Consider the following 3,217-nt stretch of genomic DNA (forward strand, 5'->3'; position numbering starts at 1 on the left):
GAGCCGTTCCTTGCCCGCCGCCTCCAGCCTCAGGATCGTATCCCGCAGGGCCGGATGAGCCTCCGAAAGGTCGGCGGCCCGTTCGAGCAGCGGCAGGGCCTGCTGCACCGAGGCGTTTGTCTCAAGGACGCCGGCAGCCTCGCCGAGGAGGTTCCCGATCTCCTTGGCGGGCGGCATCTCCTGCGTGCTCTTCAGCCAGACCAGCGCCGAGACGAGGGCGGAGATCACGCTGCGGATGCTGCGGGCCGAGCGTCTCGAACGCAGCGAGCCGGCGCCATGCGGCTCCAGCGCCTCGTCGAGCACGGCAAGCTGGCGCAGGATCCGGCGTTCCGCCTCGCCGTCCGGCCCAGCCCCGGCGAGGCGCCCGGCCAATTGGCGTAGGACGAGGATGGCGAGCTGCCGCGCCCGGCCGGTGACCGCGTCTTCCGTCGTCTTCGGCGCGAAGAGCAGGCCGACGACCAGCGCCGTCACGATGCCGGTCAGCATGGTCAGCAGCCGGTCCGCCGCGAGGACGAGGATATGGTCCGGATGGCCGACATCGAGCAGCACCACCATCGAGGCCGAGTAGCCGGCGAGCAGGGCGCCGTAGGAGACGAAGCCGCGGAGCAGATTACCGGCAAGGGCGCAGGCTCCGATCCAGAACGCCAGCCCGAGCATGATGGGGAGCGGCTCGCCACGGGACAGCAGCATCAGCACGACGCCGGCAGCGGTGCCGACCAGCGTGCCGAGACCGCGGAAGAAGGCCTTCTCGACCAGCATATTGCGGGCCGGCTGCGCGGCGGCGAAGACGGTCATCGCCGCCCATTGCGGATGCTCGAGCCCCAGCGCGCAGGCGATGAGCAGCGCCAGGCAGCCGGCCAGGCAGGCGCTCAGCGCAAAGCCCAGGCGCCCGGTATCGAATCCCAGCCTGGCGAGTGCCGGAACCAGCTTCATGAGCGCGAGGCTGCCCTCCAGATGCCGCGGCGGGCGGCGGAACGCGTGCAAGCTTGCCACCACCGCGCCCGACTTGTCATGGCGCGGAGGCGGAGGGCGCTGAGGCGTTCGCCGTCTCAGCCGGCGGGAGCGAGCGATCGCAGCCGCGCGAAGGCGAGCGGGGCGATCTCGGCCAGCGCCGCCAGCGGCTTCCAGGCGGCGGCGTGGACCTCCTCTTCCTGCGCGACCAGCGGCAGTGCCGGATCGGCGAGGAAGAGATATTGCAGATCGTGATGGATATGGGCCGGCTCGCCGCGCGCGGGCTTGCCGGGCACCTCATGGCTGTCGATGGCGAAGGGCGTATCGCCGCCGCCATGCCAGGGATGCAAGCCGAGCCCGGCGACGCCGGTCTCCTCGACCGCCTCGCGCGCCGCCGATTCATGGAAGCGCGCCGCCGGCTCGTAATGGCCGCCGGGCTGGAGCCAGCGGCCGATCACGACATGGTCGATCAGCAGCACCTGCCCATGGCCCGGCGAGAGCACGAAGGCGCTGGTGGTGACATGGCCGGGAAAGGTGTCGCGCTCGTCCAGCGCATGGCGCTGCCCGATCTGCCAGCGCAGCAGAGCGAGATGCTCGCGCGGGCCGGCGACCTCAGTGCGATAGCGTGTCACCAGCGGTTCGAGCCGCGCGAGAAAACCGGTTTCTGGCATTTTGAAAGCTCAGGGCAGCGGGATGCGATAGCGCTCGAAGGCGCCGTTCCTGGCGCCGTCATAGCCGATGAGGATATCGAGCCCGCCGGCGCGCTGCCCCAGGATGGTGACCGCCTCGGCCTTCTGGCCGCTGCGCACCGGCAGGTCGCCGAGCGTCCGGGCATCGCCGGGCCTGGCGGGATCGACCAGAAGCAGCGAGTAGGGCAGCGGCTGGTCCAGGGCCGGCCCGAGCAGCGCCAGCAGCCGACCATCGGGCAAGGCGGCGAGGTCGCGGATGCCGCGGTCGCGGCCGGCCTCGAAGGCGATGACGGTCGGTGCGACCGTGGCCGGGGAGTTGCCGGGCGCAAAGAGCGCCTCGACCGGCGCGCCGACCAGGAAGGCCCGGCCGGCGAGCGAGGGCGCGCGCAGCCCGGCCCACAAGGTCGGGCCGGTGACCGCGACGCCTTCGAGGTTCAGCCCGTTCTGGTCGATCAGCCCCTTGCCGAAGAAGGGCGCGGCGTCGCCGGCCTGGCGCAGCATGTCGCTCAGGCGATAGGTGAGCTCGACCTGCCCCGAAGGCGCGCCGGCCTCGTCGACCCTGAGCCGGGCGAGATGGAAGGCGGAAAGCCGGAATTCGCCCTTGTGCCGCGAGCAGCCATGGGAACCGGCGATGTAGAAGGCGCCGCCGGCATAGGTGACGGCCTCGCCATCCAGTTCCGCGAAGGCGCCTTGCGCCTTGCAGAGGCGGCGGGGCGGGGCTCCGAGCGTCGTGTCCGAAGCCTTGTCGCCGAGCAGCGGCACGCTTGCGCCCGGCGTGACGCGGTTCTCGGCGATCCGGGCGAACTGGGCGAAGGAGCCTTCGTCGTTGATGACGAGGCAGCGCAGCGTGCCGGTCGCGGCGGGCATGCAGGCGAGGCCGCTGAGATCGACCGCCGTCTTGCCGGGCTTCTTGCCGGAGAAGTCGCCATCGGCGCGCAGGCGCTGCTCGGGCTTGAGCGGCGGGGCCGCGGCGGCCGAGCCGGCGGCGAGAAGGACGAAGACGCCGAGCGCGGCAGCGAGTTTTGCAATCATGGCCTCACCCCAGGAATGAGGCGAGATAGCCGGCGCGGCGGCAAATTACAAAGTCCGGCCTGCGCCGGCTCCTCCTGCGCCTTCTCCTGCCATTACAGCTCCGGCATCGCGGCGGCTGCGCCGAAGCGGCGAAACGCCTCCCGCTCGGCCTCGGCTTCGCTCAGCCGCCGCGCCGTGCCTGGACCAGGCAATACAGCTGGGCGCGCTCCTCCTCCGAGACTTCGTTGTGCATGAAGGCGGCAAGGCAGCCGCCCGGATCGCCGGCGCAGGCCCGCGCCCGCCGGCAATCCGGCCGCGCGCAATCGCGCCAGAGCTCGAGCTTGCCGGCAAGGCCGCCGAGCACGCGCCGGCGCGCGGCCTGATAATGCGCGAGACTTTCCCAGGGCGTCGGTGTGGGGAGGGCGATGTCGCGGCGGCGGCTCATGGCGGGTCCTTTCACGGTTGGGGCGTGGCCGGCGCGGGAGAGAAGGAAGCCGGCAGGGGATCAGGGCGGGCGCGACATCTGCCAGACGTGGCGCGGGGAACCCTCTCCTGGAAGGAGAGGG

General features: G+C 71.7%; 4 protein-coding genes. All 4 read right to left on the reverse strand.

Annotation, left to right across the window (positions count from 1 at the left end; translation table 11 throughout):
• A partial coding sequence (locus V6M56_RS12335) for an FUSC family protein (protein ID WP_332684082.1) occupies nt 1-933 on the reverse strand: 933 nt, incomplete at its 3' end.
• A gap of 116 nt (nt 934-1,049) precedes the next feature.
• A complete protein-coding gene (locus V6M56_RS12340) occupies nt 1,050-1,622 on the reverse strand; it encodes an NUDIX hydrolase (RefSeq protein WP_332684084.1) in 573 nt (190 codons plus the stop codon).
• A 9-nt stretch (nt 1,623-1,631) separates the two neighbouring features.
• On the reverse strand, nt 1,632-2,672 hold the full coding sequence (locus tag V6M56_RS12345; protein WP_332684085.1) for a DUF3616 domain-containing protein: 1,041 nt from the start codon (nt 2,670-2,672) through the stop codon (nt 1,632-1,634).
• Between the two features lie 160 nt (nt 2,673-2,832).
• On the reverse strand, nt 2,833-3,096 hold the full coding sequence (locus V6M56_RS12350) for a hypothetical protein (protein WP_332684087.1): 264 nt from the start codon (nt 3,094-3,096) through the stop codon (nt 2,833-2,835).
• Between the last annotated feature and the right edge of the window lie 121 nt (nt 3,097-3,217).

The sequence above is a fragment of the Allobosea sp. genome (assembly GCF_036675845.1).
Lineage (GTDB): Bacteria > Pseudomonadota > Alphaproteobacteria > Rhizobiales > Beijerinckiaceae > Allobosea.